The 25238-nt window shown below is 44.3% G+C and carries 22 protein-coding genes, 1 other RNA gene, 1 pseudogene and 1 other annotated feature; of the genes and pseudogenes, 3 read left to right on the forward strand and 21 right to left on the reverse strand.

Going from position 1 to position 25238, the window contains the following annotated elements:
• Positions 1 to 432: 432 nt before the first annotated feature.
• The 4 genes from ssrS to J7E52_RS09295 form a co-directional block, all read right to left on the reverse strand.
• Positions 433 to 618, reverse strand: a non-coding RNA gene (gene ssrS, locus J7E52_RS09280) — 6S RNA.
• A gap of 86 nt (positions 619 to 704) precedes the next feature.
• Positions 705 to 2474 carry an aspartate--tRNA ligase gene (gene aspS / locus J7E52_RS09285; RefSeq protein WP_214745221.1) on the reverse strand — a complete coding sequence of 590 codons (1770 nt, stop codon included), beginning with the start codon at positions 2472 to 2474 and terminating at the stop codon, positions 705 to 707.
• Between the two features lie 12 nt (positions 2475 to 2486).
• Positions 2487 to 3758: a histidine--tRNA ligase gene (gene hisS, locus J7E52_RS09290; protein ID WP_214745223.1), complete on the reverse strand. Its 1272-nt coding sequence runs from the start codon at positions 3756 to 3758 to the stop codon at positions 2487 to 2489.
• Positions 3759 to 3855: 97 nt separating this feature from the next.
• Positions 3856 to 4095: a binding site (T-box leader), on the reverse strand.
• A gap of 80 nt (positions 4096 to 4175) precedes the next feature.
• Positions 4176 to 4349 carry a hypothetical protein gene (locus tag J7E52_RS09295; RefSeq protein WP_053535815.1) on the reverse strand — a complete coding sequence of 58 codons (174 nt, stop codon included), beginning with the start codon at positions 4347 to 4349 and terminating at the stop codon, positions 4176 to 4178.
• Positions 4350 to 4478: 129 nt separating this feature from the next.
• Between J7E52_RS09295 and J7E52_RS09300 the strand changes: the two genes are divergently transcribed.
• A complete protein-coding gene (locus J7E52_RS09300) occupies positions 4479 to 6248 on the forward strand; it encodes an N-acetylmuramoyl-L-alanine amidase family protein (RefSeq protein ID WP_214745224.1) in 1770 nt (589 codons plus the stop codon).
• A 63-nt stretch (positions 6249 to 6311) separates the two neighbouring features.
• Here J7E52_RS09300 and dtd read toward each other — a convergent pair whose 3' ends face one another.
• The 6 genes from dtd to J7E52_RS09330 form a co-directional block, all read right to left on the reverse strand.
• Positions 6312 to 6755: a D-aminoacyl-tRNA deacylase gene (dtd, locus tag J7E52_RS09305; RefSeq protein WP_214745226.1), complete on the reverse strand. Its 444-nt coding sequence runs from the start codon at positions 6753 to 6755 to the stop codon at positions 6312 to 6314.
• A 15-nt stretch (positions 6756 to 6770) separates the two neighbouring features.
• Complete coding sequence (locus J7E52_RS09310) at positions 6771 to 8969, reverse strand: RelA/SpoT family protein (RefSeq protein WP_214745228.1); 2199 nt, start codon at positions 8967 to 8969, stop codon at positions 6771 to 6773.
• Positions 8970 to 9287: 318 nt separating this feature from the next.
• Positions 9288 to 9800, reverse strand: a complete 513-nt coding sequence (locus tag J7E52_RS09315; protein ID WP_061464220.1) for an adenine phosphoribosyltransferase — start codon at positions 9798 to 9800, stop codon at positions 9288 to 9290.
• Complete coding sequence (gene recJ / locus J7E52_RS09320; RefSeq protein WP_214745230.1) at positions 9791 to 12166, reverse strand: single-stranded-DNA-specific exonuclease RecJ; 2376 nt, start codon at positions 12164 to 12166, stop codon at positions 9791 to 9793. Before recJ ends, J7E52_RS09315 begins: the two co-directional genes overlap by 10 nt.
• A gap of 148 nt (positions 12167 to 12314) precedes the next feature.
• A complete protein-coding gene (gene secDF / locus J7E52_RS09325) occupies positions 12315 to 14576 on the reverse strand; it encodes a protein translocase subunit SecDF (RefSeq protein ID WP_214745232.1) in 2262 nt (753 codons plus the stop codon).
• A gap of 197 nt (positions 14577 to 14773) precedes the next feature.
• Positions 14774 to 15079 carry a post-transcriptional regulator gene (locus tag J7E52_RS09330; protein ID WP_034308797.1) on the reverse strand — a complete coding sequence of 102 codons (306 nt, stop codon included), beginning with the start codon at positions 15077 to 15079 and terminating at the stop codon, positions 14774 to 14776.
• Positions 15080 to 15249: 170 nt separating this feature from the next.
• Between J7E52_RS09330 and spoVB the strand changes: the two genes are divergently transcribed.
• Positions 15250 to 16812 carry a stage V sporulation protein B gene (spoVB, locus tag J7E52_RS09335; protein WP_214745234.1) on the forward strand — a complete coding sequence of 521 codons (1563 nt, stop codon included), beginning with the start codon at positions 15250 to 15252 and terminating at the stop codon, positions 16810 to 16812.
• Between the two features lie 29 nt (positions 16813 to 16841).
• Here the strand turns inward: spoVB and J7E52_RS09340 are convergent, their stop codons facing one another.
• A complete protein-coding gene (locus J7E52_RS09340; RefSeq protein ID WP_214745236.1) occupies positions 16842 to 17522 on the reverse strand; it encodes a DUF421 domain-containing protein in 681 nt (226 codons plus the stop codon).
• 169 nt (positions 17523 to 17691) lie between these two features.
• On the opposite strand from J7E52_RS09340, the gene J7E52_RS09345 reads away from it, so the two are divergent.
• Complete coding sequence (locus J7E52_RS09345) at positions 17692 to 18063, forward strand: TIGR04086 family membrane protein (protein ID WP_214745238.1); 372 nt, start codon at positions 17692 to 17694, stop codon at positions 18061 to 18063.
• A 45-nt stretch (positions 18064 to 18108) separates the two neighbouring features.
• Here J7E52_RS09345 and yajC read toward each other — a convergent pair whose 3' ends face one another.
• The 10 genes and pseudogenes from yajC to J7E52_RS09395 all read right to left on the reverse strand — a co-directional run.
• Positions 18109 to 18393: a preprotein translocase subunit YajC gene (yajC, locus tag J7E52_RS09350; RefSeq protein WP_063594272.1), complete on the reverse strand. Its 285-nt coding sequence runs from the start codon at positions 18391 to 18393 to the stop codon at positions 18109 to 18111.
• Positions 18394 to 18435: 42 nt separating this feature from the next.
• Positions 18436 to 19581, reverse strand: coding sequence for a tRNA guanosine(34) transglycosylase Tgt (gene tgt, locus J7E52_RS09355; RefSeq protein WP_170971609.1), 1146 nt, complete (start codon positions 19579 to 19581; stop codon positions 18436 to 18438).
• Between the two features lie 30 nt (positions 19582 to 19611).
• Positions 19612 to 20640: a tRNA preQ1(34) S-adenosylmethionine ribosyltransferase-isomerase QueA gene (queA, locus tag J7E52_RS09360; protein WP_214745240.1), complete on the reverse strand. Its 1029-nt coding sequence runs from the start codon at positions 20638 to 20640 to the stop codon at positions 19612 to 19614.
• 38 nt (positions 20641 to 20678) lie between these two features.
• Positions 20679 to 20885 carry a DUF2905 domain-containing protein gene (locus J7E52_RS09365; protein WP_034308809.1) on the reverse strand — a complete coding sequence of 69 codons (207 nt, stop codon included), beginning with the start codon at positions 20883 to 20885 and terminating at the stop codon, positions 20679 to 20681.
• Positions 20882 to 21880, reverse strand: coding sequence for a Holliday junction branch migration DNA helicase RuvB (ruvB, locus tag J7E52_RS09370; protein WP_214745242.1), 999 nt, complete (start codon positions 21878 to 21880; stop codon positions 20882 to 20884). The genes J7E52_RS09365 and ruvB overlap by 4 nt, the downstream gene beginning before the upstream one ends.
• Before the next feature lie 11 nt (positions 21881 to 21891).
• Positions 21892 to 22506, reverse strand: coding sequence for a Holliday junction branch migration protein RuvA (ruvA, locus tag J7E52_RS09375; RefSeq protein WP_214745244.1), 615 nt, complete (start codon positions 22504 to 22506; stop codon positions 21892 to 21894).
• Between the two features lie 176 nt (positions 22507 to 22682).
• Complete coding sequence (locus tag J7E52_RS09380; RefSeq protein WP_214745246.1) at positions 22683 to 23183, reverse strand: intercompartmental signaling factor BofC; 501 nt, start codon at positions 23181 to 23183, stop codon at positions 22683 to 22685.
• A gap of 109 nt (positions 23184 to 23292) precedes the next feature.
• Positions 23293 to 23892, reverse strand: coding sequence for a YhcN/YlaJ family sporulation lipoprotein (locus J7E52_RS09385; RefSeq protein ID WP_214745248.1), 600 nt, complete (start codon positions 23890 to 23892; stop codon positions 23293 to 23295).
• A gap of 102 nt (positions 23893 to 23994) precedes the next feature.
• Complete coding sequence (locus J7E52_RS09390) at positions 23995 to 24942, reverse strand: phosphotransferase (protein WP_214745250.1); 948 nt, start codon at positions 24940 to 24942, stop codon at positions 23995 to 23997.
• Positions 24932 to 25238, reverse strand: a pseudogene (locus tag J7E52_RS09395) (hypothetical protein); the annotation flags it as partial. The gene J7E52_RS09390 and the pseudogene J7E52_RS09395, both read right to left, overlap by 11 nt.

Consider the following 25238-nt stretch of genomic DNA (forward strand, 5'->3'; position numbering starts at 1 on the left):
TCTCGCCGTTTACTCGTGAGTTTCCGCCGTTTACTCGTGAATTCTCGCCGTTTACTCGTGAATTTGCGTTTTACTCGTGAATTCTCGCCGTTTACTCGTGAATTTGCGTTTTACTCGTGAATTCTCGCCGTTTACTCGTGAATTTGCGGCGTTTACTTGTGAATTCACACTATTTACTCGTGAATTCTCGCCATTTACTCGTGAATTTGCGTTTTACTCGTGAGTACACGCCATTTACTCGGGAATTCTCACCTTTTACTCGTGCGTTTCCGCCGTTTACTTGTGAATTCTCACCTTTTACTCGTGAATTCGCGCCATTTACTCGGGAATTTCCGCCGTTTACTCGTGAATTTGCACCATTCTCTCGTGAGTTCACTATTTTAACGCACAAAAAAACCCATGTTATGTAACATGAGTTGCTTTGTAAGGTGTAAGAGTCCCAATTGTGCCGTTTACGCCTTTGTTTTGAACCCGCTCTCCGCAGGTGGGTGCTCGGTTCCTCGCGTTTGTAAGTCCTCTTCGAGGGAGGCTTTTACGCGGCCAGGAAACTAGTGCTCCCGGTAACTATAAGTGTTCGGTCAAAACTTATAGGTTAAAGAACGAACACATCAGGACTCTTACTTCTTGAAAATATCATATCATAATGCTTAACTCTGTTTCAAGAAAAAACACCTAGGTATTTTTTCATATTTTTTCCAAATAAATTACTTTTTAAGTGCAGCAAGTCTTAGGTTAAGTTCGGCCAATTGCTTGTCACTTACAGTACTTGGTGCGTCAACGAGCAGGTCGCTTGCGCTTGCCGTTTTCGGGAACGCGATGGTGTCGCGAAGGTTCGTGCGGCCTGCAAGCAGCATGACCATGCGGTCCAGTCCAAGGGCGATTCCGCCGTGTGGAGGCGTTCCGTATTCGAATGCATCCATTAGGAAGCCGAATTGTGCGTTTGCTTCTTCTTCGGAGAATCCAAGTACTTTGAACATTTTTTCCTGTACGTCGCGTTCGAATATACGCAGTGATCCACCGCCAAGTTCGTATCCGTTCAGTACAAGGTCATATGCTTGTGCACGGACGCTTGCTGGGTCTGATTCCAATTTGTCCATGTCTTCACGGAATGGCATTGTGAATGGATGGTGTGCTGCATAGTAGCGTCCTTCTTCTTCGTCATATTCAAATAATGGCCAATCCGTCACCCATAGGAAGTTGAATTTGGTTTGATCGATCAAGCCTCTTTCTTTACCTAGCTTGTTGCGAAGTGCTCCAAGTGCATCAGCGACTACGCCTTTTTTATCCGCCACGAATAAGATTAGATCGCCTACTTCAGCTTCCAATACGGATACTAATTGCTCTTGATCTTCTGCGAAGAATTTCGCGATCGGCCCTTTTACGCCGTCTTCTTCAACTTTCAGCCATGCAAGGCCCTTTGCACCGTAAATCGCTGCAAATTCAGCCAATCCATCAATGTCTTTACGGGAATAATCAGCATTTCCGTCTTTAACGACGATGGCCTTTACTTGTCCGCCGCTTGCAACAGCGCCGGTGAACACTTTGAAATCACTGTCTTTGACGATTTCGGAAACATCTTTAAGTTCCATTCCGAAGCGTGTATCCGGTTTGTCGGAACCGTAACGGCCCATCGCTTCATTGTAAGTCATTCTAGGGAATGGCAGTGTTACGTCCAATCCTTTAACGTCTTTCATCACTTTAGCCATCATGTTTTCTGCAGTGTTGATGATATCTTCTTGGCTCATGAAGCTTGTTTCGATATCGATTTGCGTGAATTCAGGCTGTCTGTCAGCACGTAAGTCTTCATCACGGAAACAGCGGGCAATTTGATAATAACGTTCGAAACCGGATACCATCAATAGCTGCTTGAAGATTTGCGGTGACTGCGGAAGTGCATAGAACTCCCCTTCGTGTACACGGCTAGGCACTAAATAATCACGTGCTCCTTCAGGTGTACTTTTTGTTAAGATAGGTGTTTCGATATCAAGGAAGCCTTCACCATCCAAGTAATCACGGATCGCTTTTGTTGTTTGGTTACGCATTTTCAACGTTTCGAACATCGCCGGACGACGCAGGTCCAAATAACGATATTTCAAGCGGATGTCTTCTGATACATCCGTTCTTTCATCAATGATGAAAGGAGGGGTTTTTGCTTCGTTTAAAATTGTAACGTTTTCGGCTTGAACTTCGACAGTCCCTGTTGTTACGTTCGGATTGAAGTTGGCTTCATCACGTTTGATGACTGTCCCTTGGATATCAAGGACATATTCATTACGGATTTTTTCGGCTGTGGCCAGCGCGTCTGCCGAAATGTCCGGATTGAAAACGACTTGGACGACTCCGCTTCTGTCACGTAGGTCGATGAAGATGACCCCGCCCAAATCCCGGCGTTTTTGTACCCATCCCTTTAATGTTACTTTTTCACCAATAGCTGCTTCTGTAACTTCACCATTGAAGTATGTTCTGCCAAACATGGTATTTCCCCCTTAAGCCTGTAGCTTTTTGAATTGTTCAACGAATGTAGCGAGATCGATTTGGACTTGTTCACCAGTTTCCATGAACTTCACATTGATTTTATTATTTGCCAATTCATCATCCCCGAGTGTCGCCACATATCTTGCTTCGAGGCGGTCGGCTGATTTGAATTGTGCTTTCACTTTACGGTCCTGATAGTCTTTTTCGACGGTAAAACCGGCATTCCGCAATTGATGGGCAAGTTTGACGGTGTAATCCTTGGCTGTGTCACCTAATGAGACAAGATAGCAGTCAATTCCCTTTTTGATCGGAAGCTCGATGTTCTCTGCTTGGAGGGCAGCAATCAGGCGTTCAATGCTAAGTGCAAAGCCGATTCCCGGTGTTTCCGGTCCGCCAAGTTCTTCAGCCAGCCCGTTATATCGGCCGCCTCCGCAAAGCGTAGTGATGGCGCCAAAGCCCTCTGCATCACTCATGATTTCAAATGCAGTATGATTATAGTAATCCAAGCCCCGCACTAGTGTCGGATCTTCGACGAAATCGATTTCCAAATCGGTTAAGTGCTGTTTCACCTTTTCGAAATAAATACGGGATTCATCATTTAAATATTCAATGATGGAAGGGGCCGTGCTCATCAATTCGTGATCGTGATCCTTTTTGCAATCAAGGATACGTAAAGGATTTTTTTCCAGACGGTTTTGACAATCGCCGCAAAACTCGCCGATGCGGGGTTCGAAATGTTTGATTAACGCATTGCGATGCGCTGTCCGGCTTTCCTTATCACCAAGGCTGTTGATCACTAGTTTCAGCTTTTTCAAGCCAAGCTCCTTGTACAGGTTCATCGCAAGAGACAGAACCTCTGCATCGATTCCGGGATCCTTACTCCCTAAAGCTTCGATGCCGAATTGAACGAACTGGCGGAATCGACCTGCTTGCGGACGTTCGTAACGGAACATCGGCCCGATATAATAAAGCTTGACAGGTTGATTGGCCCACCCGAACATTTTGTTCTCGATATATGACCGTACAACAGATGCGGTGCCTTCCGGACGAAGGGTTAAGTTCCTTTCACCGCGATCTTGAAATGAATACATCTCTTTTTGAACGATATCGGTTGTATCCCCTACACCGCGTAAAAATAATTCCGTGTGCTCAAAAATCGGAGTGCGGATTTCTTTATATTGATAACGGTGACAGATCTCACGCGCTGTGTTCTCGATATACTGCCAAATTTCCGTTTGGCCAGGCAATAGATCCTGGGTACCTCTAGGAATCTGAATAGACATATGTGTTTCCTCCTTTAAAGCAAGGCGCCCTTTCTGATACGGCGCCATACTGATTTTTTCCAAACAAAAAACTCCCGCCCCTTGTAACTTATATGTTACAAGGGACGAGAGTTTGGATATCCCGTGGTGCCACCCTAGTTGAAGCACATAAATAAAGTGCCCCCGCTCAAAAAACAGTTAACGCCTGTTTTACGTCCATCTCCTATTAAGTAAATCCGTTCGGAGTGAAGCCTACGGAGGGTTCTTTCATTAAGTCATCATGCGGAATGCTTTCAGCCTCGGCATTTCCTCTCTTTTCATGTGTGTCTTAATTACTCTTCTCCATCATTGGTTATTGCAGTAATAAGTCTGATATTTTATAATCATACGGACGTTAACATCAAATGTCAAGGGCAGTCTGAGGAATTTGTCGCGCATTTATTGGTTCAAACGTTTTTTCAGATTTTTGACCGTCCGTACATTGACCCCGAATTCGGATGCCAATTCAACAAGGTTTGCGCTTTGTTCCTTTTGAATGAAATCGTGAAAATCGACACCCAATACTTGATTGCCCCCGCTTAAGCTCGTTTGATCTTTTTCGCTGAATTTCATGTGGTTTCCCTCCTAGAGTTATATAAGTTCTATTCTTTCCTAAAAAAAATGTTTTTTGCACAGGGAGAGAGGGAAATTTTCATTGAACGAGAATACATACATATAGACATTAAAAGGGAGAGACAACTTATGAAGAAGAAATCGGGTTTATTCGGCCTGACACTGATGCTGATATTCTCAGCCATTTTCCCCGTCAATCACGCTTTTGGAAAAGATGAAGGGGAAAATATCGTGACGACCCAAGTGGTCAATGTCCGTGAAGGTGCAGGTCTCAGTTTCCCTATCGTAAAAAAACTGGAAGAAGGGGAATCCTATCCCATCCTGAATGAAGATGGCGACTGGATAGAAATCCGGATTGGCGCCGGCAAAACGGGTTGGGTTGCCAATTGGCTGGTGGAGAGACAAACGGGGTCTGATACCGATCAGGTCAAAAAGGAATCCGGACAAGGCATGATATCAGGCAGCTCGGTCCGCGTCCGTACAGGTCCAGGCACTACATTTCAAACGGTTGGGTCCTTGAGTAAAGGAACAGCTGTTGACATCATTGAAAAGAATGAAAATTGGATAAAGGTCAACACGGCGGATATCGAGGGCTGGGTCTCTTCTGACTACCTTAATCTTCCCGCCGCATCAGGAAATGCAGCGAAGAAAGATTCAACTAAGGAAAAAGAAACGAATCAATCCGTAAAAACCGGGGTAACTTTGGTGGACCGGCTCAATGTCCGTTCAGAACCATCGACAAGCAGTGCCACGCTTGGAAAGCTGAATAAAAATACGGCAGTGACCGTTTACCGGGTTGAAAATGAATGGGCTGAAATCGATTTTCAAGGAGTTCGCGGCTGGGTAGCTGAACCTTACATACAAGTAAGCGAAGATAAAGAAGATATGAAAAATGATACAACAGGCGCCACTGCAAGGGTGACCGCTCCGGGATTAATTGTCAGGAAAGAAGCCTCTCTCTCAAGCAAGGTCATCGGTTCGGTGAACAAGGATGAGACATACGCCGTGCTGCAAACGAAGGGAAATATGACGCAGATCAAGCTCTCCGGTTCAAAAAAGGGCTGGGTTGTTAGTTGGTACCTGGAAAAAGAGAATGTTGAACAAACGGTAAAGGAAAAAAAGGTTGATGTAAAAGGAAACAAGATTACCATCATTCATGATGGTACAATCCTTAGAAGTGAGCCTGATGGCAACTCGGAAATTGTCGAGCAGGCCAATGCAGGTGAAACGTTCTCCGCATCAGGTATGGAGGGCGACTGGTATTCCATTGAACTGAAGAGCGGAAAAACGGCTTATGTGGCCGGATGGATCGTGACGATCGAAGGGAATTCCGAGCAGATCCAACGACCTGGCGTTGAAAAATACTTAAAGGATAAAACCATTGTGATCGATCCCGGCCATGGCGGCAGGGATAGCGGTACAATAGGCGTCGGTGGAACACTCGAGAAAAACCTGACGATCCGTACGGCAGAGCTGCTGCGGGACAAACTTCAGGCGGCAGGAGCTAAAGTGATCCTGACCAGAAGCGGAAATACCTATGTTCCACTCCCTTCCCGGGTCAGCACTTCACATATACATAACGCGGATGCTTTCATCAGCCTCCATTATGATAGCACCAAGGACCAGATCACCAGCGGGATAACCACATACTACTATCATGACTACCAGCGTGCATTGGCGGCTACACTGGCCAATTCACTCGGTTCCACCATGCAGGTGCCCAATCGCGGATCACGATACGGGAATTTTCATGTTACCCGTGAAAATAAACGGGTAGCTACACTTATTGAACTAGGTTATTTAAGCAATCCAGTGGAAGAATTGACGTTAACATCGAATGAGTATCAAGAAAAAATCACATCGGCCATCTATAATGGATTGGCGCGGTATTTTAAATAAGAATCAGAAAAGCCAGCTTCGCATCGAAGCTGGCTTTTCTACAAAAAAACCTGCCGCGGCAGGTTATTTTTTGCTTTCAAGTATTAGTGTAACGGGACCGTCATTAGTAAGCTGCACATCCATCATGGCACCGAATTGACCGGTTTCCGTATGGACGCCTTTCTTGCGGAGTTCCTCGTTAAATGCTTCATAAATTTCATTCGCCTCTTCAGGACGGGCGGCGTCCATGAAGTTCGGTCGACGGCCTTTGCGGCAATCGCCGTATAAGGTGAATTGTGAAACTGATAAAATCGAACCTCCCACATCCAATAGTGAATGGTTCATCTTTTCATTTTCATCTTCAAATATTCTGAGATTGACAATCTTATCGGCCAAATAAGCGGCGTCATCGATGGTATCCCCATGGGTGACACCAACCAACAGGACGAGCCCGCTGTCGATTTGCCCGATTATTTGGTCTGCGACAACGACTTTTGCCGCTTTGGAACGCTGTAAAACAACACGCATGGCAATAAAAACTCCTTAGTTCATTATCCTTCTGACGGAATAAACATCTGAAATTTGTTTGATACGGTCGACGACCTTTTGTAAATGGGCAATGTTATGAATATAAATCGACATGTGAATGGTCGCCACCTTATTCCTGTCGGATTTACCCGAGACCGCCGAAATGTTGGTCTTGGTTTCATTGACGGCTTGCAGCACTTCGTTTAATAAGCCGCGACGGTCATAGCCGCTGATTTCGATTTCTACGATGTATTCCTTGCGTTCGTTAATCGTACTTTCCCATTCAACCGGTACAAGGCGATGATCGGCATCCCCGCTATCCAGGTTCGGGCAGTCTTGTCTATGAACTGAAACTCCGCGGCCTTTGGTTATATAACCGACGATTTCGTCCCCTGGAACTGGGTTGCAACAGCGTGATAAACGGATAAGCAGGTTATCAATCCCCGGTACCTGTACACCTGAGTCACGTTTTTTAGATGAATTGGAGAAGGTTTTCAGATCGGCAACCGCTTCAGAAATATCTGCTTCCTGCTCGATCATTTTCTGCTTACGCCATTTTTCGGTAAGGCGGTTAGCAACCTGAAGGGCAGTTATTCCGTTATATCCGACTGCTGCATACATATCCTCTTCATTCAGGAAGTTGAATTTATCTGCAACACGCCTGATATTCTCGGCAGTCAGGATTTCCTTCAGGTCGAACTCCATATCCTTGATTTCCTTTTCAACAAGCTCTTTGCCTTTTTCGATATTTTCTTCCCGGCGCTGCTTCTTGAAAAATTGGCGGATCTTATTTTTCGCCTGAGATGTTTGCGTTAGTTTAAGCCAATCCTGACTTGGACCGTAAGAATGCTTCGAAGTTAAGATTTCTATGATGTCGCCAGTTTTCAGTTTATAATCCAGCGGTACCATTTTTCCGTTCACTTTGGCACCAATCGTTTTGTTTCCGATTTCCGAGTGAATCCGGTAAGCGAAATCAATCGGGTTGGATCCTGATGGCAGTTCGATGACATCGCCTTTTGGTGTGAAAATGAATACCATATCAGAAAAAAGATCTATTTTAAGGGATTCCATGAATTCCTCTGCATTGGTCGCATCATCCTGGAATTCAAGAATTTCCCGGAACCATGTCAATTTTTCTTCCAGTGAAGGCTGTTCACCGACATCTTTTCCCTCTTTATAAGCCCAGTGCGCGGCAACCCCGAACTCGGCAATGCGATGCATATCGGAAGTACGGATCTGCACTTCCAGCGGATCGCCTTTCGGTCCGATCACCGTCGTATGGAGCGATTGATACATATTCGGCTTCGGCATCGCGATATAGTCTTTGAATCGGCCAGGCATCGGCTTCCAGCATGTATGGATGATCCCTAAAACGGCATAGCAATCTTTGATGCTATTGACGACGATCCGAACGGCAAGCAAATCATAAATTTCGCTGAACTGTTTATTCTGCAAAGCCATTTTGCGATAAATGCTGTATATATGCTTCGGTCTGCCGGAAAGGTCAGCTTTAATGTTGACTTCCTCAACGTTTTTACGCACTTCATCAATGACTTCTTCCAAATAATTTTCACGTTCTGCACGCTTTTTCTTCATCAGGTTGACGATTCGGTAATACTGCTGAGGATTCAAATACCTTAGTGCAGTATCTTCCAGTTCCCATTTAATCGTGCTGATACCAAGACGATGAGCAAGCGGTGCGAAGATTTCCAGCGTCTCGTTCGATATCCTTCTCTGCTTTTCCTGCGGCAGATGCTTCAATGTCCGCATATTATGCAGTCTGTCCGCAAGTTTGATCAAGATGACCCGTATATCCTGGGCCATCGCCACGAACATTTTCCGATGGTTTTCCGCCTGTTGCTCCTGCTGTGATTTATACTTGATTTTCCCTAACTTGGTCACGCCATCCACAAGCATGGCGACTTCAGGACTGAAATTTTCTTCAATATCCTTCAGAGTGATCTCCGTGTCTTCAACAACATCATGTAAAAAACCTGCCGCAATGGTTGCAGGGTCCATTTCAAGATCAGCCAGAATGCCCGCCACTTGAATCGGATGAATAATATACGGCTCTCCCGATTTACGGAATTGTTCTCGGTGAGAATACTCTGCATACTTAAACGCTCTATGAATAAATTCAGCTTCTTCCGGCTGAAGATATAAGCTGGCCCGTTCTACAACCTGCTCGGCAGTCAATATTTGATCATTAGCCATTTAATCACCTTAACCCCACTTTAACTGCCACCGGATATCATCCGGATTGAGTATGATTGGTAGCACTTCCCTTTATTCTGCAAAACGTGACAATTTTTGCGAAAAAAAATAAATCCGCTTAAACGGATACAAGTGCAAATAAACTTATTAGCAGAAAAACTCTTTATTATTACTATTATCGAAAAAAAAGGCAAGGATGTAAAGAGTTAAACGTGTATTTTATTAAGAATAGTGCATTTTTTCACTGGAAATTCGACAAAATCCAGCTAAAACGAGTAAAACAGAAAGAGAGCACCCCGGTCAGAGTGCTCTCCTTTATTAAAAGCTCATTAATGTCAAGACATCATAGCCGTCTAATTTATCTTTACCATCCAAGTCAGTCAATTCAATAAGGAATGCAATCCCGGCTACAATTCCGCCAAGCTGTTCAACCAATTTGATCGTCGCTTCGATTGTTCCCCCGGTAGCAAGCAAATCATCCGTAATCAGGATACGCTGTCCCGGTTTAATGGCATCTTTATGGATTGTCAATACATCCTTGCCATATTCCAAGCCATATTCGACTTTTATCGTTTCACGTGGAAGTTTTCCTTCTTTTCTCACTGGCGCAAAGCCCACTTCCAATGAGTATGCTACTGGACATCCGATAATGAATCCGCGTGCTTCCGGCCCGACCACCAAGTCGATATTTTTATCGCGAGCGTACTCGACGATTTGGTCTGTTGCGTATTTATAAGCTGCGCCGTTATCCATTAATGTTGTAATATCTTTGAAGACAATACCCGGTTTTGGCCAGTCTTGCACAATTGTTACATATTGCTTTAAATCCATTGCTTTGTTTCCTCCTCAAGGTCTGTTGCCTCATGAACTAAATAATGATTGAACCAATCGAATAATTGCTGATAGGAAGAATAAACAAGCTCTTGTTCAAGCTCAAATTGCTCTTTCTTTCTTGTATACGATTCAGATTCACTGAGATCGCGTTTTTTCGCATTGGTTGTGAGCATAATTAACCCATTCTCTATTGTAACAAAATCAAGCTCAAAAAACACCTTAGAAATGAAATCCACGGTATCTCTTGACCAGCCGCGATATTTGGCTAGGTCATCACCATATCTTTTCACATCGAGCGGCCCCTTTTTGGAAAGGAAGGCATAAAACCATTTAAAATGATCCCTTGTTGGCATCGTGCTTAGGAAATGGTCCTGTTCATGGGAAAAGTGAGCGTAGATACGCGAAGGGTTCTTATCGGCAATCACCCATTTCAAATATTCCCTTGACGGCGGCATGTCCATGAATACCAAATGACCTTCGAAGCAGTCGAGCTGCTCTGCATCCAGTTCATTCTTGATAGTAACGAGATCTGGATGGTTTTGTAAAAATGGATATCTGCTATAAATACCTTCCGAGAAAATGACGATCTTCCGGTTTTGTGCAGGAATGTCGGCAAGCCACTTCTCTGCCTGTCCCTTGCCGCGGTAATCGAATAACTGCCAATGGTTTACCGAGATATCCTGGACAAAGATCTGGGGCTTTTTCATATTATTCCACTCATTGATGGAAAGCTCACCAATAACCGAGACTTCAGCGTGCGGAGCTATTTCATCGACAAAATGACCGAGACCGAAGCCCACACCGTCAAGTTTATGATTTTCACCATCTTCCAACTGGACCTTCAAGTGATTTTGGTTGGCACCAATTTTACGGACACTTGAAAGTTGTACGGAATCTATCAAAATCTTCGGTTTAGGATTCGTAACTCCAAATGGCGCCAGCAAGCTCATTTCCTGAATCGTTTGAATGGAAACTTCAGCTAAAGTCGTTGCTCCGTCCAAGTTTGTAATCGGTGTGAAGTCCTCTTCGTTCAGTTGTTCCTTCGCAATCAAGTTCATGCGGTCCCTAAGCTCCTGGACATCTTCAATTTTCAATGTCATTCCAGCAGCCATCGGATGTCCACCGAAATGAGGCAGCAATTCGCGACAGGTAGAAAGACTCTCAAAAAGATCGAAACCGGCGATGCTCCGGGCAGAACCTTTAGCTAATCCCTTTTCCCGGTCATAGCTCAATACAATCGTGGGCCGGTAAAAGCGTTCAACAAGTTTAGAGGCCACAATCCCCACAACTCCGGCGTTCCAGCCTTCCCTGCCGATGATGAGCACGCCATTGGACTCCGGCGGGAAGTTTTCCTCGACTTCAGCAATCGCTTCCTCCGCCATTGCTGCAACCATTTCCTGCCGTTCTTTATTGATATCATTGATTTCATTGGCAAGTTCCATTGCTTCTTCCAGGCTTGCGGACATCAATAAATCGACAGCGGGATCGGCATCTCCAAGGCGCCCGACAGCATTGATCCGCGGTGCCATCGCAAAGCCGATCGATTCTTCATTCAATGCTTCCTGCTGAACATTCGCCACTTTCATTAAGGCAACAAGTCCCGGGCGGCGAGTCAAACGTAACTGCTCGATGCCTTTCGCAGCGATGACGCGGTTTTCCCCTTGTAAAGGCACCAAATCCGCTATCGTTCCGATTGCCGCTATCTCAAGTAAATCCTCAGGCAGTTCCCCAAGCAAGGCGTGTGCAAGCTTAAATGCGACCCCTACTCCGGCAAGCTCTTTAAATGGATAGGAACTGTCCTCGAGTTTAGGGTGGATGATTGCCAATGCTTCAGGCAGTTCCGGTCCCGGTTCGTGGTGGTCGGTCAATATATAATCCATGCCAAGCTCGCCGGCAAGTTTCGCTTCACCGACTGCAGAAATTCCGGTATCGACGGTTATTAATACCTTCACCCCTTGCTCTGCTGCAAGGCGGAAAGCCATCGGGTTCGGACCATATCCCTCTGTAAAACGATTCGGGATATAAAAATCAACATCGGCCCCCAATCTCGTCAGCGCCGTCATCATCACTGTGGTCGATGTCACACCATCCGCATCATAATCACCGAATATACGTATTTTTTCTCCATTTTGAATGGCTTCTCTTATTCTATATACTGCTTTATCCATATCCTTCAATAAAAATGGATCATGAAAAGTTTGATTTTTTACAAATAAAAACGATCGGGCACTATCAATCGTATCAAGGCCTCGATTCACAAGCAGGGCTGCAACCAAAGGTGTGATATGAAGCTCTTCAGCTAGTACAGCAACTTTGTTTTCATCGGCAGTTCGCAAGTTCCACCGGGTTTTTGGCTTTAACATTTATTCACCCCTCAACCTACTCATTATACAAAACGAATATACCAGTTTCAATTTTATTTTAAACTCATAATTGGCTTTAATTGCCTATTCAATAAGCTTAGTTCAACAAAAAGAAGGCTGGCATCAAGCCAGCCCCCTCTCACCTATATTAAACTTGTCCTTCAAGGCTTTGTTTCTTTTCTTTTGCGGTATTCAGCGGACCTTTCTTCTTCAATTCCCTGATTTTCAAATCAAGCCAGAATTGGGAAGCGATCAATAGCGATGAATACACACCGCATATTAAACCGATAAACAGGGCAATGGAGAAGTTTCTGATAGCTTCACTGCCGAAGATCATCAACGCGATGACCGTGATGAGAACGGTCAGAACCGTGTTAATGGATCTCGTCAAAGTTTGCCTGATACTGATGTTCACGATGTTCTCAAGTTCTTCGACGGTTTTGATTTTACGGCTAAAGCGCAGGTTTTCACGAATACGGTCAAAGGTTACGATCGTATCATTGATTGAATAACCGACGATCGTCAGAACCGCAGCAATGAAGGTGATATCCACTTCGAGCCGGAGTACGCTGAAAATCGTGATGATGAAGAATGCATCATGTATAAGCGCGACGACGGCAGGTACAGCCATTCGCCATTCGAATCGTATCGAAACATACAATATGATTCCGATTGATGCAATCGCTAATGCAAACATGGCATTTTTCGCAAGCTCTTTCCCTACAGTCGGTGATACGGTGCTGACATTCGGTTCTGCTCCGTAATCCTTCTTGAAATGGTCTTTCAATTCAGCGATCTCTTGTTTATCGAGGACACCGACTGTCCGAACGACAGCATTATTATTGTCTTGTCCAGCGAGCCTGACATCCTTGATATCCTCTTCGTCGATACCGACCTTTTCCATTTCGGATTTGACTTGCTGAATCGTCAAGACATCTTTGGACGCAATCTCGATTCGGGTACCGCTCGTGAAATCAATCCCAAGATTCAATCTGAAGACAAGCAGGAAGATGATCCCGATAATGGTGACACCGATTGAAATGCCATAAAAAACTTTCCGATGCTTGACGAAATCGATTTTATCAAAGCGTGTTGGCAATGACATTAAATCCATTTTCTCGGATAAATCGTGAATGTATTTCTTCTTCACGCCAAACCATGATGCACGTTTGTCGAGGAACCCGCTATTCACCCATAGGCTCATGAAGAGGCGCGTGCCATAAACGGCTGTAATGAAACTCATTAAAATCGAAATGATCAAAGTGGTGGCAAACCCTTTAACCGAGCTTGTTCCATAATAGAACAGTACGGCCGCAGCCAGCAAGGTCGTTAAGTTGGCATCCGTGATCGTAGCAAGTGAATTCTTGGTACCTTCTTTATAAGCTGCCTTAACGGATCTGCCAAGTTTCAATTCATCCCTGATTCGCTCGTAGGTTATGATATTGGCGTCGACAGCCATCCCGACCCCGAGTACCAGTGCTGCAATACCGGGCAGCGTAAGAACCGCATTCATCCAATCAAACACTAATAGCGTCAAGAAAATGTATATGCTTAAAGTGACGACTGCAATGAATCCTGGGAAGCGGTAATACACAAGCATGAAGATAAAAACAAGTGCAATTCCGATGATCCCTGCAAAAATAGTATCATTCAGGGCACCTGCACCGAATTGGGCACCTACAGAAGTGGAGTACTTTTCTGTTAAATCAACAGGCAGGGCACCTGCATCCAGAAGGGCTGCAAGCTCTTTCGCTTCTTCCACCGTGAATTGACCGGTAATATACACCTTCTTCGTATTGAAAACTTCACTGACATATGGAGCGGATATCATATTGTCCTGTGAGGCTGTATCCTTAATGGAATCTTTTCCTTCCTCGAAATCCAACCAGATTGCAAGTACATTAGTAGGACTTTCCATCGAGGATATTTTTTGAGTGATGTCCTTAAACTTATCAACATCTTTCAATGTGACTTCGACGACCGGTTTATTATCTTGGAACGTTTGTTTCGCGCCGCCTTCTTTCAGGTCGGCACCGGTCATCATTTCCTTATCGTTGTAGTCACGGAAGGATAATTTGGCTTGTGTCGAAAGGATTTCCCGAGCGTTGTTTTGGTCTTTGACCCCAGCCAATTGAACGCGGATCCGGTCCTTCCCTTCGATTTGAATGTTAGGTTCGCTAACGCCCAAAACATTGACACGCCGCTCAAGCGAGCTTACTGTAGCCCGTAAAACATCCGGGGTGATCTTTTCCCCAGACAGCGGTTTTACTTCATATAACACTTCAAAACCGCCTTGAAGATCAAGACCCAGCTTGATATCCTTTAGGATTCCTTTTGAAGTCGTCCCCATCGCTGCGAAAATCAAAAGTGCGATTAGAAAAAACGCAACGATCCTGCTTCTTTTTACCATTATGTAGTAGGCCCCTTTCTATAATACGCCTGTTCCTGAAGTGAAAAAAAAAACTGTCATTTTTTGTTTATATGATAACTGCATACCCTTTGCTTCTTGAGAAAAAGACACAGCTTTCCATGCTTTTCCAAAAAAAGCATAACAATATCTATTATGAGTCATATACAAACAGCTGTCAATTTAAGTATATCTTTGCGTCATTCTTTCAAAAGTTCCTTCAGTTCCTCTTCAGAAAGCGGCTCAAATAGGTTTGGTGATTTATAAGCTTCGACCATTTGGAAGGTCATGAACTGATTGCTCGAAAATGTCACGATATCCGCGACAAGTTCATGAAGGTGAATGTTTTCCTGCGGACGCTTCCATTTATTTTTGGTTAAGGTTCCCCATATGTCTTCCTCCGTCACGGCATTCAATCCGACCATTTGGAATTCCTCACGCTTGCTCTTCAAAAATGGACGCACCTTTAGATAATACCTTTGATAGGGATGATTCTTTTTTGCCATCACTTTGCCTCCAGTAAAATGATTCTCAAATGAATGCGTATTTTCTTAGAAGGGTTTCTTATCATTTGTTAGAACGCAAACAAACACTTTTGTCATGCTTTGTCCAAGTACAAGCATATAGATAATTGTATAGCATAACCGCTTTTTTGAGAAGGCAGGGAGGGAGTCCAATGTCCAAATTTTTAAAAGGGACGCTGATTTTATTAATCGCAAGCCTGATTACAAGGGTTCTTGGTTTCATTAACCGCATTGTCATCGCCCGCTTCATCGGCGAAGAAGGCGTTGGTTTATATATGATGGCTTTACCGACCCTCTTTCTCGTCGTGAACATAACCCAGTTAGGCCTGCCAATCGCCATTTCAAAATACGTGGCTGAGGCAAATGCCAGAGGTGATGAACGGAAAATCAAGAAAATCCTTGTAGTCTCTTTGGCGTGCACCTTTACTCTATCGATGATTTTCACTCCTGCGATGCTCATTTTCGCGCCGGTTCTCTCAGAATATCTATTCACTGACGAACGGACGGTATGGCCGCTCATGGCGATTGCCCCTATCGTACCGATCATTGCCATATCATCCGTACTGCGCGGTTATTTCCAAGGCAAGCAAAATATGAAGCCCTTCGCTTTCTCACAAGTTATCGAACAGGTGGCCCGAATCACTTTCATAGCCGTCCTGACGAAGGCCTTTTTGCCATATGGAATTGAATATGCTGCAGCCGGGGCGATGTTCGCATCGATTATCGGTGAGCTTGTATCTCTCATCTACTTATTGACCAGCTTTAAATTAAAGAAACATTTTAAGTTCAGGAAGGGTTTCTTCAAGAATGTCAAATCCGGAAAAGGAACATTTACCGAATTGATGGGGATTGCCCTTCCTTCCACCGGAAGCAGGATGATTGGATCGGTTTCATGGTTTTTCGAACCGATAGTGGTCGCCCAGAGTTTGGCTATCGCCGGGGTCACCGCAGCCGCAGCCACCAGTCAATACGGGGAGCTGACAGGGTACGCACTGCCTTTACTCATGCTTCCTTCTTTCGTTACGTCATCATTGGCGACGGCACTTGTCCCGGCAGTGAGCGAAGCCCGTACGACCGGAAACTTTTTACTCGTTGAACACAGGCTTCAGCAGGCACTGAAGATCACCTTTATCACTGGCTGTTTAGCCATCGTCATTCTGTTCATCTTTGCCGAACCGATTTTACAAGTCATGTATGGCTCTTCACATGCTGCCATTTTCATTAAATTCCTGGCACCCTTTTTCATCCTTTATTACTTTCAATATCCGCTGCAATCCATGCTGCAAGCGCTGGATCTTGCAAAGGCCGCAATGTTCAACAGCCTTGCCGGGAACATCCTTAAAATCGGTGTGATCTGGCTGCTGGCATCAAAGGAAAGTTTCGGGATCATGGGAGCCGCAATCGGGATCGCTGTCGGTTCGATGCTCGTTACCTTCCTTCATTTTTCAACCGTCCTGAAGGTCGTCCCTTTCACGCTTCATTTTCGCAGCTATATATCAGCTTTGGTCCTTGCATTAATTTCAGGATGGGGCGGTTATTATCTTTATCAATTCCCGCTCTCCTCACAGCCTCTTGGCGCACGGCTTTTGCTTTCCGTGACTGTCGTAATCCTGCTGTTCACATTTTTCCTGCTTATGACCGGCAGCATAAAAAAGGCGGATTTGATCAGAATCCCTGTAGTGGGCGGATTTTTATCAAAATTCGCTTGGAAATGAATTGAACCGAAGCATTTAAAGGCTTCGGTTCATTTCTTCGTTTCATTTTTATCGATGTAAAATTGGCCATCTATGTACCCACAAATCGAAATCTCTTTAATCTTCGTTTCCCCCAGTTTTTTCAACTGGTGCCGGAGCCAAAAATGATTTTTGCCAATTCTATCGAGATTATTCTCCTGTATCTCCCCGTCGATTATAAGGGGATAAGGTGTTTCCTTGATTTTAGACCTTTTGCCTCGGGTATTCTTGATGATCGAAAGCTTTCCGGAGGATTCGAGGATTGCGAATTGCACTTCATTTAAATCACTGATCCCCTGTTCACGCAGCTGGGTCAATAAATCATCGAAATTATATCGTTGCCTGCGCATCGCTTTTTCATCTATTTTCCCTTGATTGATGATGATCTGCGGCGTACCGTCCACGATGTTTCGAAACCTTATGCTTTTCAATGAGATGTAAGCCATGATTATTTGGATAAAAGCAAGTACGAACATCGGAACGATTTGCCTGAAAAATGGTCTATCCAAATCTTCAAAGGATAGAACGGCAATGTCCCCTATCATGATGGATACCACTAAATCAAGAATGCTCAGTTCCCCAACTTCCCGCTTACCCATCATTCGGAATAGTAATAGTATGACTAGATAGATCACTGTTGTTCTAAAAATAATAGCCAAGGTATCCAATTGAATAACACTTCCTTCATCCATAGCATGGCTTGGGAAATGAAAAATTACTCTATAATCTTTTCATAATTTACGGGAAGCTTCTTAAAGCTGGTCTAAAGGTTCGATATGGGGAATATGCTTGTACAAACACATAAACAGGCTAAACGTATCAGCCTTTTAAAAAGGAGGAATACCCATCGAAACTAAAAAAATGAGTGTCGCCGTAATTTATGGCGTAGGCTCCATCTTTGCCATAGCGATGATTGCAAGTTTAATCGTATCCATCCTTCTTCGTTTCACTTCACTGACGGAATCATCCCTGACATACGTGATCATGATCGTGTCCTTTTTATCGCTGTTCATTGGTGGATTCATTTCAGGAGGCAAAGGGAAAAAGCAAGGACTATTCCTGGGCGGAAGCACTGGGTTGCTTTATCTGTTGGTCGTGTTCCTTTTTCAATATTTAGGACATGATGCACTTTTCACGATCAAGCAATGGATATACTATGGCTGTTTCGTGATTACGGCCATGATGGGTGGCGTGCTTGGGGTCAACATGAGTTCCGACTCCCGCTCCGAATGAAAAACAAAGCAAAAAACCGGGCACATGGCCCGGTTTTCGTTTGTCTTATAGAGATGTTTCTTTATTCGGTGCACTTTCCGTAATTTCACGGATTGCTGCACGGTCAAACGTCAGTTTTGTACCGTCTGGTGATTTAATGACGATTTGCAGTTCATCGATTGCATCGATTGTTCCGTGCATGCCGCCGATAGTAGCAACTTTATCACCTTTTTTCAAACTGCTTTGCATGCTTTGCGTAGCCTTTTGGCGTTTTTGCTGCGGGCGGATCAATAAGAAATAGAACAATACGAACATTAAAATCAACGGAAGTATTTGTGTTAAAGAACCCATTTTGTATATTCACTCCTTTCGTTCATTAAAATATTTATGGAATTAGAAGTTTCTCGCATTTGGTTCATTGAAACCATACTGCTCAAAAAACTCTTCCCTAAAGTCTCCAAGACGATCTTCTCGAATAGCTTGTCTGACCTGTTCCATCAAGTTTAACAGAAAATGAAGATTATGGTAAGTCGTAAGGCGAATCCCAAAGGTTTCTTCACACTTAATCAAATGGCGGATATATGCCCGGCTATAATTCTTGCAAACATGGCAATCGCAATTTTCATCGATTGGACCGAAATCGCGTGCATATTTCGCATTTTTCACAACCAGCCGCCCATTGCTCGTCATGAGCGTACCATTACGCGCAATTCGCGTCGGCAGTACACAGTCAAACATATCGATACCGCGGAGTGCACCATCGATCAATGAGTCCGGCGATCCGACTCCCATCAGGTAACGAGGTTTGTTACTTGGCAGCAGCGGACTTGTAAACTCAAGGACGCGGTTCATGATATCCTTCGGTTCCCCAACGGATAGCCCTCCAATAGCATAACCCGGGAAGTCAAGGGAGACAAGGTCTTTTGCACTTTGTTTGCGAAGGTTTTCAAACTCCCCGCCCTGAACGATCCCGAACAGCCCTTGGTCATTTGGACGCTCATGTGCATTCAAACAGCGTTCCGCCCAGCGCGATGTCCGTTCAACCGACTTCTTCATATACTCTTCAGTCGCCGGAAATGGCGGACATTCATCGAATGCCATCATAATATCGGAGCCAAGCGCATTTTGGATTTCCATCGCTTTTTCCGGGGATAAAAATAATTTATCGCCATTCAGATGGTTCCTGAAATGCACGCCCTCTTCTTCAATTTTGCGGAACTCGCTTAAACTGAAGACTTGAAAGCCGCCTGAATCCGTCAAAATCGCACGATCCCAGTTCATGAACTTATGCAATCCGCCAGCTTCCTTGATGATTTCATGCCCCGGGCGCAGCCATAGGTGGTACGTATTGCTCAGGATGATGCCTGCCCCCATTTGTTTCAAATCTTCCGGGGACATCGTTTTGACAGTGGCCATCGTTCCAACCGGCATAAATGCCGGCGTTTCAAAAGAACCATGCGGCGTATGGACCCGGCCTAGCCGTGCCCCTGTCTGTTTACATGTTTTGATTAACTCATATCGTATTGCAGTCAACGCAATAACTCCCTTCAAGAGCTTCTCACTCTTATATTACTTAATTAACATTGCATCTCCAAAACTAAAGAACCTGTATTTTTCTTCCACAGCCGTTTCATAGGCATGAAGGACATGCTCCCTGCCTGCAAGTGCAGAAATAAGCATGATTAAAGTCGATTTGGGCAAATGGAAGTTCGTTATCATCGCATCGATCCCCTTGAACTCATAACCAGGATAGATGAAGATGCTCGTCCAGCCATTCTCTTCCTTGAAAACCCCATCATTGCGGGACGCAATCGTTTCCAATGTCCTTGTGGACGTAGTGCCGACCGTAATGATTTTCCCGCCTTTTTCTTTCACATCGTTCAGTAATCTGGCAGTTCCTTCCGTCATTTGATAAAATTCCGAATGCATTTCGTGGCTGTCAATATCGTCGACGCTTACTGGACGGAATGTACCAAGCCCGACATGCAGTGTGATGAAAGCGATATGGACACCCATCCCTCTAAGTTTCCCGAGCAAATCCTCCGTAAAATGCAGGCCAGCGGTAGGTGCCGCTGCAGATCCCCGTTCACGCGCATATACCGTTTGATAGCGGTCCTGGTCGTCGAGTTGTTCCTTGATATATGGAGGTAACGGCATTTCGCCAAGCTTCTCCAGTATTTCATAAAATATGCCTTCATATTTAAATTCAAGGATTCGGCCGCCATGCTCTAGTACACCTGTACAGACGGCACTCAGCTTACCATCGCCAAAAACGATTGTCGAGCCTTCTTTAATCCGTTTGGCTGGCTTCACAAGCGTTTCCCATACATCATCATGCTCTTGCTTAAGCAGCAATACTTCGATTTTTGCACCCGTTCCTTCTTTACTGCCGTATAGCCGGGCCGGAAGCACCTTGGTATCATTCAACACCAGGCAATCTCCCGGTTTGATATATTCCGTGATATGACTGAATACATCATGCTGGAGCTCACCGGTTTCTTTGTCCAGCACCATCAATCTACTTGCTTCCCTATCCTCCAAAGGAACTTGGGCAATCAGTTCCTCCGGTAAATGAAAATCAAACATATCCAATTTCATCTGTTCCACTTCCTTACATGTCTATCAAGCTGTAAACATTATTTAAAACGGCCGATCAAATAAAAAATCGCGGACAACACAACACTGACGATGATTGAAGTAACTATAGGAAAGTAAAACGTCGTATTCCCCTTTTTCAGAAAAATATCTCCCGGCAGCCTGCCGAGATGGATATATTTCATCGCAAAACCAATCACGAATATAATCACACCCAGGATCATAACCATCTTTGGTATATTCATCATTCAGGCATCTCCATTCCGAAATGCTCATAAACAAGCTGTGTTGCCATACGGCCTCTTGGGGTACGCTGAAGAAAACCGACTTGTAACAGATATGGTTCATACACATCTTCGATCGTATGTGCCTCTTCGCCAATCGTTGCAGCAATCGTTTCCAGACCCACGGGCCCGCCACGGAATTTTTCAATGATCCCTTTAAGTAATTTATGGTCAATATGATCGAGTCCTAAACGGTCGACCTGCATTAATTCAAGCGCATAATCGGCAAGATCGGCCGTTATCGTACCATCACCGCGTACCTGGGCGAAATCCCTGACCCTCCGTAAAAGCCGATTGGCAATTCTCGGGGTGCCCCTTGACCTTCTTGCAAGCTCTGCCGCTGCTTGACCATCCATTTCCGTATCCATGATTTTGGCTGTACGGATGATGATATCAGTCAAATGGTTTTCCGTATAATATTCAAGACGGCTCAAAACGCCAAAACGGTCCCTGAGCGGAGCAGACAGTGAGCCTGCACGTGTCGTGGCCCCAACGAGCGTGAACGGCGGCAAGTCGATCCTGATCGAACGGGCTTCCGGTCCCTTACCGACTACAATATCCAGACAGAAGTCCTCCATAGCCGGATATAGCACTTCTTCGACAGCACGGGGGAGACGGTGAATCTCATCAATGAACAATACATCACCGGGTTCAAGTGCACTCAAAATGGCCGCCAGATCTCCCGGCCGCTCAATGGCGGGACCGGAAGTCGTGCGGATATTCACACCCATTTCATTGGCGATGATGACGGCAAGCGTCGTCTTTCCAAGACCAGGCGGTCCATATAGAAGTACATGATCCAGCGTTTCTTCACGCATCCTTGCCGCTTCGATGTATACACTCAAATTCGCTTTCACTTTATCCTGTCCGATATATTGCTTTAAGTTTTGCGGCCGCAGGCTTTGTTCAAAGGACAGTTCGTTCAAATCGGCTTCCTGATTGAATATTCTCTCCTCCATTGCGCCACTCCTTATCTTAACATCATTTGCAATGCTTTCTTAATATATTGCTCGGTCGTCATATCTTCAGCCTGCAATTTCTTGGCAACCTTTTGGACTTCCTTTTCAGAATAACCAAGGGCCTTCAATGCAAGAACGGCTTCATCCAATTCCTCCGTATAACCATTTGGACTGATTGCAGCCGTGACGCCTTCGTTAAACAAGCTTGGAAACGCATCCGGAATAATGTTCTCAAGTTTCCCTTTTAAATCGAGAATCATCTGCCGTGCCGTTTTCTTTCCGACTCCCGGGAATTTCACCAAAAACGATTCATCTTCATTTTCGATTGCCTGCACCACCTGATCAACCTGGCCTGATGCCAATATGGCTAGCGCACCCTTCGGCCCGATTCCGGTTACATTCAATAATTTTGTGAATAGCGCTTTTTCTTGACGAGTCTGAAATCCGTATAATGCGGCCATATCCTCACGAACATAATGATACAAGAAAACTTGAATTTCTTTCTGGAATTGAGCGGAAAAAATAAAAGGATTCGGTGTCATCACTTGATATCCGATCCCCCCATTTTCCACAACTATGTATTCAGGCCCAATATAATCTACCTTGCCTTTTATAAAATCATACAAATTAATTCTCTCCCTGATTTTGCTGTACCTCTCATTTTATCATAAAAACGGGATGTTGTTCATTAAAAGTTATTAGCAGGCGCAAAGACTTTTACAATGGACGAAAGCCCGTTTTATTACATTTGGGGATCAGGGTTTTCCGTTGAAAAACAAAAAAGGATGGGTGTCATCCCATCCTAGTTTACCGAATATGGCTTATACTCTTTAATGAGCTGTTCATATTGGTCTTTATTCATGATTGGAATCCCTTTTTGCAGTTCCTCCTGCTTGTATGCTTCAAGTTTACCAACGTCTATTTGGTAGAAAGTATGAATGATCTTGGCGTGCTCAGGCCTTCCGATAAAAATGGATAACGTACCATCTTCCCTCATCCCAAGGTAACCATTCGCTTTTAAAAGCGGAGATATGTCATTTTCAATTTTCTTCATGACAATCCGCTCTTCATTTTGATCGACGACTTTCCATCCTTCATATTTTGACCAAAAGTCCTCCATCGACCAAATTGTTTCTGTCAATTTCTCTTCGCTTAACTCGCCATCCAGATACATACGCTGAAGAATGACCTTCCTCTCAATTGGATCATTTTCCTTTTGAACGGTTTCTTCGGCAAAAACGGTTAAGCAAAATGGCAATATGAAAAGTGTCATGAAAAGTTGGATTTTAAGTTGATTAATCAATATACTCACCTCTTAAGGCGTTTACTTTTTATGTAGTTTGACCCAAATAAGGATTATTAACCAGAGAAAAATCAAAAAGAGCTGACTCCATATTGGGTCAGCTCACTAATTATTTTAAGTGATTTTCGTGAATGTTAAGGTTATCGAACATGTCATTGGCATCCAAAATGATCATTTCCCTCGTATCGCCATCCCGAAGATTGTTATCAAGTGTCATCGTCCTGAAATAAACACCTTCATCGGTGGTGACATATATGGTACGGCCATTGGTAAGCGGTCCGATTTCCTTCTTGATTCTTTCTTTAACATCTTTTGCTTGGCTGTAGTCATCAAGCAGCAAGGCTACCAGCATTTCGTCTTTCATGATGATTGTCCTGGCATCGATAACCGGCTCCACTTTATTGGCGGCACCATTGACTTTGTCGGCTAAAGCGCCTTCATAAGAATTATAATAAGATGATTTGGCCTTAAGCGGTTTACTTTCATGTCCATGGTAGTTACGGTCACTCTTACTGTACGCATCATCTTTATTGTATAAACCTTGCACCATATTATCATAATTGATGTTGCGTACCAATGCATCTTTTTCATGGTATCCTGTATCATTCGTGATATTCTCATTTTCCGCTGTATCATTATTAGCACATCCAACCAAACTGACGGCGGCCAATACCGTACAAAGCGGCTGTGCCCATTTTATTTTCTGCACCAATAACCCTCCCATTGCAATAGAATGAGCTATATTCCGCTCATAATTAGCATGGGTGTCGAACGGGAAATGTACTCTGTAAGATACGGCCAAAAACCCGTTTTAATTCCTATCAAGGGAAGAAATCCTTTTTGCCAATTTTTCATTCATCGCCATCCGCTCCGAAAAACCTTCCACGGACATTTTCCAGACCGAATGAAGCTGGGAGGAACTTTTATTAAGACGATTCCATTCACGGAAAATATCGGTAGGATAAGTTAGAGCATATAAAAAGGCCAGGTCTGACTGATGCCTTTGCAATTGCGGAACTTCCCACAGCTCGGTGGCCGCATCTTCCAAATGATGCGATATTCGATTTGCATACTGTAAATAATCAATGCACCTCGGGGCATTTGCCATTAAGTCAAAATCGATTAAAGTCAAAGTGCCGTCCGCTCTGCGCAAGAAATTATGGTGGGCACAATCACCATGAATGATGACTTTCTTTTCCTTATTCCATAAAGACTGATTTTTATCAAACCCCTCTAGCGCCCACTCCCCCCATCTAATCCATTCCTTGATAATATCTTCGGAAACATATTGGCGAACGTAAGAAAAGTTCTTTTTAAAAAGTGATAAACGTTCTTTCCACTTTTTTGATTGATTGAACACAGGCGCGTTAATGGAGAGATGTTCCGACACATCATGGAAGCTTTCCAGTAACTGAATGCCCTCTAAGCGGTCCTTACGATTGGAAAACCTGAATTTTTTCTTACTCGGCGGAAAATAGTCCATACTGCCATACCATTTTCCTTTAAATTCAAAGGGCATTAAATTCTGATGAATATAATACGTTTGATGAAAACCCTTTTGTTTTAACAAAGAAGTCAATTCTCTTTGCCGATCCCATTTTTCAAAACTGTCGAATCCTTTAAGGATCATTGGATGGCCCTTTTCAAAAGTTATTAAATAGACACTGCTTTGAAGATGGTGGACATTCTTTGGCTTACGATTTAAATAAGAGAGGAGACGAGTGTTAAAAACACTGTCTCCTTGATAATTAGTAGTCATCGCTTTCATCTACATATGTCGGTATCCCAAATGTTTCAGGCGCACGAACGCCCCCGAATTGGCCTGGCTGGCCTCCCATTTGTCCAGGTAACATAGCTTCAGGTTGCCCCCCAAGCTGACCGCGCATCATGTCCGGCTGACCACCAAATTGTCTCGGCATCATGCCTGGCTGACCTCCGTTTTGACCGCCCATCATCCACGGCTGACCTCCGTTTTGGCCGTCCATCATCATGCCTGGTAGGCCTCCATTTTGACCGCCCATCATCATGCCCGGCTGGCCTCCGTTTTGACCGCCC

This window comes from Bacillus sp. ISL-34 (assembly GCF_018613325.1).
In the GTDB taxonomy this organism is placed as follows: domain Bacteria; phylum Bacillota; class Bacilli; order Bacillales; family DSM-1321; genus Peribacillus.